Source organism: Kocuria tytonicola (assembly GCF_003687455.1).
Classification (GTDB): Bacteria; Actinomycetota; Actinomycetes; order Actinomycetales; family Micrococcaceae; genus Kocuria; species Kocuria tytonicola.
Genome location: NZ_PHOA01000138.1, coordinates 1 through 4,597, shown reverse-complemented (window position 1 = coordinate 4,597; position 4,597 = coordinate 1). Strand labels below are relative to the sequence as shown.

Genomic DNA, 4,597 nt, shown 5'->3' with positions numbered 1-4,597 from the left:
GACCGTGACCGCGTCCCAGCCCGCACCCGCCCCGCTGCTGATCGGCCACCGGGGAGCCGCGGGCACCGCGCCGGAGAACACCGTCTCCGCGTTCACCCAGGCCCGTGACGCCCAGGCCGACTTCTTCGAGCTGGACGTCCAGCTCTCCGCGGACGGCGTGCCCTTCGTCTTCCACGACGACGTCCCCGCCCGCACCACGAACGTGGCGCAGGTCTTCCCGGGTCGGGAGAACGACCCCATCACCTCCTTCACGTGGGCCGAGCTGCAGCAGCTGGACACCGGCTCACACTTCTCCGGCGCCTTCGCGGGCGAGAAGATCCCCCACTTCGACGACGCCGCCCGGGTGGCCACCGAGCGCACCGGCGTGTTCGTCGAGATCAAGTCCCCGGAGAACTCCCCGGGCATCGAGAAGGTCGTGGCGGACTCCCTCCACGGGAATCCCGCGTGGGCCCGGCTGGCGCACTGCGGCAAGGTGGAGGTGCTGGGCTACGACGCGGCGTCGAACCAGGAGTTCGCGCGTCTGGCACCGGAGGTCCCGCTGCAGCAGCTCATGGACACGGTGCCGGACGCCGCGACCCTCGCGCAGGTCGCCACGTACGCGGACAACTTCGGCACCGACTACCGCCTGCTGGACGCCGCGGGGGTCCAGCGCATCAAGGCGGCAGGGCTCGGCGCCGGGGTGTACACGGTGGACTCGACCACGGCCTACGACCGGATGGTGGCCCTGGGGCTGGACCGGGTCACCGGGGACTTCCCCGTGCAGTTCACCCGCCACGCGCAGGGTCTGGACTCGTTCCCGGACAGCACGGGGGTGCGCGTCTCGGGCGCGGTGAACGACGTCCTCGGCGGGGACCTGCAGCCGGAGAACGGGGAGCACGTGGTCCTGCAGAACACCTCCGCGCTGGCCGTGGACGTCTCCGGCTACCGGGTCCGGGACACCAAGGACAACACCCTCACGGTGGGCCCCGGCTACGTCCTGGCCCCGGGGCAGCAGCTGCGCGTCTACACCGGGCCCGGCACCAACCGTGCGGACGCCTACTACAACGGCCTGGCCACCGAGGCCCTGGACGACGAGGGCGACTCCGTGGCCCTGTGGTCCTCCGCGGGCACGCTGCAGGACACGTTCTCGAACTGAGGCGCGGCACCACGCACCGAAGGGCCGGGGCAGGTCGTTCGGTCCCCGGCCCGTCGGCGTGGGGAGAGGACGGCCCCGGTGTGCAGACCCGTCAGTCGCTCACGATGAGGGACAGCCCCCGGTCGAGCGCAGCCTCCATCTCCACGCCGACGTGGCCCGGTGCGTTGAGATGGTCGAGAGTCAGACCGTTGACCAGCGCCGTGACCAGAGGTGCGGCCACACCCGGTGTGAGCCCCGCTCGGAGCCTGCCCTCGTGCGCTGCACGCTCCAGGGCCTCCTGCACCATGGACCGGAACAACTCCGTGTGAGCCCAGTAGGGCTCCACCAACCACTCCCGTGTGGAGGCCGCCGCCCCGAAACTCACCCACACGGCCGCGTCCTCGTGCCGTACACCGTCCAGTGGCAGGAGCTCCCGCAGTGTGCGCGTCAGCGAAGCACGGCAAGTGTGCACCCCCCGGGCCTGCGCCACCCGCTGCACCTGACGCTCCACGGAGCGGTCCAGGGCCGCGAGCAGAAGCTCCCGGCGGGAACCGAAGTGGTACTGGACGGTCCCCGCGGACAACCCGGATTCCTGCGCGACGCTCCGCACGCTCACCACGTCGAATCCCTGCCGGTCGATGACCCGGATGGCCGCCTCCGCGATCCGCTCCCGCGCGGGAGTGGTTCCCGGCCCCTCTGCTGTGCCCCTCATGTCCACCTCATCTCTCATACAAGTGTATGGTGCAGGTGTCTCATACAATCGTACGAGAACAGCTCACCGTCGCGAGGAGGCGTCGTGGGAGACATCCTGCCGCTGATCGGCCTGGCCCTGCTGGACAGCATGAGCCTTGGAACCCTGGTGATTCCCCTGGTCCTCGTCATCGCCCGGAGGCGCGTGGACGTGGCACCCCTGGCGTTCTACTTCGCCACCGTCCTTCTGATCTATTTCGCCCTGGGAGTCGCGATCGCGCTCGGGTTCGACATCCTCTCGGATGTGGCATCCCACCTGTGGGCCAGCGCCCCGGCCCAGTGGTTCAAGCTGATCGCCGGAATCGGGCTGCTCCTCTTCGGAGTTCTCGCCCCCGATCCCGCCAAGCGGTCCCGTCCCCGCCCGGCACCGCGATCCCTGCACCCGGGAGCCATGATCGCGCTGGGAGCAGGCGCCTCCCTGACCGAGGCGGCGACCATGGTCCCCTACCTCGCCGCCAACGGGATCATTACCGCCATGGACATCGGGTGGCCCGCACGTCTTGTCCTGCTCGCGGGATACTGCGTGATCATGATCCTGCCCGCCCTGGTTCTCATCGGCGGCGCGGCGGTGCTCGGTGACCGCATCTGGCCCAAGCTGGACACCCTGATCCCCACCCTGGAGAGGGAAGCCAAGATCACGTTTCTGTGGGTCGCCGGGCTGGTGGGCCTGTGGATGGCAGTCGAAGGATTCGCCGCGCTGCGCCAGTGACAGCCCCCGATGATCCCTCGCCCCCCAGGTCTGTGACGTGTGGCATACTCGCCTGCAGACGGCGCGACCCAGCGCCCAGCCCGCGCACGGACCCCAGCTCCCGCGCCGTGGCGAAGGGGAGAGAATTCTCGGGTCGCACTGTGCTGAAGAACCTCGTCCGGCCGGGCGAGCACGCTGGGGATGCTCTGCACGGCTGAGGTACGAGATGACTCACCACAGCGACTTCAAGGACCTGGTGCGCGCCCGCATGAGCGCGACCGGCCAGAACTACACCTCCGCCCGTGCGGACCTTCTGCGGGAGAGGCACCCTCCGGAGGACGACGCCGCCGCGTCCGGTTCCCGGGCCACGGTCCCCAGCACCGCGGCGTCGGCCCCGGACGCCCGGCCCGGTACCCCACCCGTTCCTGCCGAGCAGGCCGCCGCCACCGCACCGCCCTCCCCCGCCGGTGTGGATGCCGCTGCCTGGCAGCGGGCCCACGCCGAGTACCGGAGGGTGCTCGCCCGGTTCGTCCGTGACGGGCGCCTGGTGGACACCCCTGCTCGTCGGCGCCCCCGCGTGTTCGTGCTGCTGCACCTGATCTCTCTGATCCCCGCGGGACGCACCTACTCGGAGCCTGAGGTCAACCGGATCCTGCTGACCGTGGTCGAGGACCAGGCGTTCTGGCGGCGCGAGCTCGTGGAGTACGGCTACCTGCAGCGCGCGTCCGGCGTCTACTGGCTGCCGGAGGAGCTGCCCGGGCGCTCGGCGTCCGAGAGTCAGGAGACCCCCGCGTGGGAGACCCTCTGGCTGCCCCTGCACCTCAGCGACCGCTCGTGACCCCGCCGCGGACGCCCCGGGACGCGTCCCTCGCCGTCCTGCTGGTGGGGCTGCTCGTCTCCGCGTGCGGTGACGACGTCGCCGCGATCGCCTTCTCCCTGCGCGCCGCGAAGTCCGGCGCCCCGCACCTGCTCGCCGCGATCCTGCTGGCCCAGACCGTGCCCGCCGTCGGGCTGGGCCTGTTCGGCGGGGTGCTCGTGGACAGGGTGCTGCGCTGGTGGTGGTGGCCGGTGTCCCTGGCCGCGCAGGCCGCGCTCTTCCTGGTCATGGCGGTGACACGCCAGGACGCCGTGATCGTGGTGTGCGTGGCCGCCGTGAGCGCCGTCTCCGCGCTGACCGCGCCCGTGGCGAACAAGCTCATCGCGGTGCGCAGCCGTGACCACCGGCGGGTCAGCGGGCACCTGGCCACGGTCAACGGGCTCTCGCAGGCGTGCGGTGCGGCGCTCGGCGGGATCGCGTTCGGAGTGGGTGGAATCGCCCCGCTGCTGTGCGTCAACGCCGCCACGTTCGCCCTGCTGGCCGTGATCGCGGTGTGCGTCACCGGCCGCGCTCCCCTGCCGGTGGACGCATCACCCGGCGGCGGCGCGCTGCTCGGCCTGCGCCGCCTGCTGCACCCGGCGGCCTTCGGGGCGGCCGGGGTGGCCCTGCTGACGTGCACGGTCTTCGCCACGTCCGTCGAGGGCGTCTCGGGGGTCTTCGTGCTCACCCACCACGCCGGGTGGGACCCCGCGTGGGTCGGCGCGGCGTGGGGCCTGTGGGGGCTCGGCGTGGTCCTGGGTGGCCAGGCCGCCGGCCGGGTGCCGCGGTGGTCGGCGCCCGTGGTGCTCGTGACGGGCGCCGGCGGCATGGGCGCGGTCTTCCTCGTCCTGGCCCTGGGGCTGCCCGGGTTCGGGCTCGGTGCGCTCCTCTTCCTGCTGGGCGGTGCCGCGAACGGGGTGTTCAACGCGGCCGCCTCGCGCACGCTCCTCACGGGGGTGTCCACGCAGGAGCAGGGCAGGGCCTGGGCGGCCTACCGCTGGATCGTCACCTGCTGCCTGGTGGGCGGGTTCCTCACGGGCGGGGCGCTCGGCGAGCACGACGCCGTGGCGGCCCTCCTCCTCGCGGGCGGCCTGGCCGTGTCGGGAGCACTCGTGCGCGGCGTCGCACTCGTGGGGACGCGACCCACGGATGCCGCCGCCCCGCGATCCGTGGTCGACTAGCACCCGAG

General features: G+C 72.1%; 5 protein-coding genes. 4 read left to right on the top strand and 1 reads right to left on the bottom strand.

Features of this window, described 5'->3' with window-relative positions; genetic code table 11:
* Positions 1-4 precede the first annotated feature (4 nt).
* The gene (locus tag CWC38_RS10995; RefSeq protein ID WP_121846767.1) at positions 5-1,135 is read left to right on the top strand and encodes a glycerophosphodiester phosphodiesterase family protein; all 1,131 of its coding nucleotides are present in this window, start codon (positions 5-7) and stop codon (positions 1,133-1,135) included.
* A 91-nt stretch (positions 1,136-1,226) separates the two neighbouring features.
* Here the strand turns inward: CWC38_RS10995 and CWC38_RS10990 are convergent, their stop codons facing one another.
* Positions 1,227-1,826 carry a TetR/AcrR family transcriptional regulator gene (locus tag CWC38_RS10990; RefSeq protein ID WP_121846768.1) on the bottom strand — a complete coding sequence of 200 codons (600 nt, stop codon included), beginning with the start codon at positions 1,824-1,826 and terminating at the stop codon, positions 1,227-1,229.
* An 84-nt stretch (positions 1,827-1,910) separates the two neighbouring features.
* Here CWC38_RS10990 and CWC38_RS10985 point away from each other — a divergent pair, with 84 nt between their 5' ends.
* From CWC38_RS10985 to CWC38_RS10975, 3 genes are all read left to right on the top strand, one after another.
* The gene (locus tag CWC38_RS10985; RefSeq protein ID WP_121846766.1) at positions 1,911-2,573 is read left to right on the top strand and encodes a GAP family protein; all 663 of its coding nucleotides are present in this window, start codon (positions 1,911-1,913) and stop codon (positions 2,571-2,573) included.
* 205 nt (positions 2,574-2,778) lie between these two features.
* The gene (locus CWC38_RS10980; protein ID WP_121846765.1) at positions 2,779-3,390 is read left to right on the top strand and encodes a DUF2087 domain-containing protein; all 612 of its coding nucleotides are present in this window, start codon (positions 2,779-2,781) and stop codon (positions 3,388-3,390) included.
* Positions 3,345-4,589, top strand: a complete 1,245-nt coding sequence (locus tag CWC38_RS10975; RefSeq protein ID WP_165860409.1) for an MFS transporter — start codon at positions 3,345-3,347, stop codon at positions 4,587-4,589. The genes CWC38_RS10980 and CWC38_RS10975 overlap by 46 nt, the downstream gene beginning before the upstream one ends.
* The last annotated feature ends 8 nt before the right edge of the window (positions 4,590-4,597 follow it).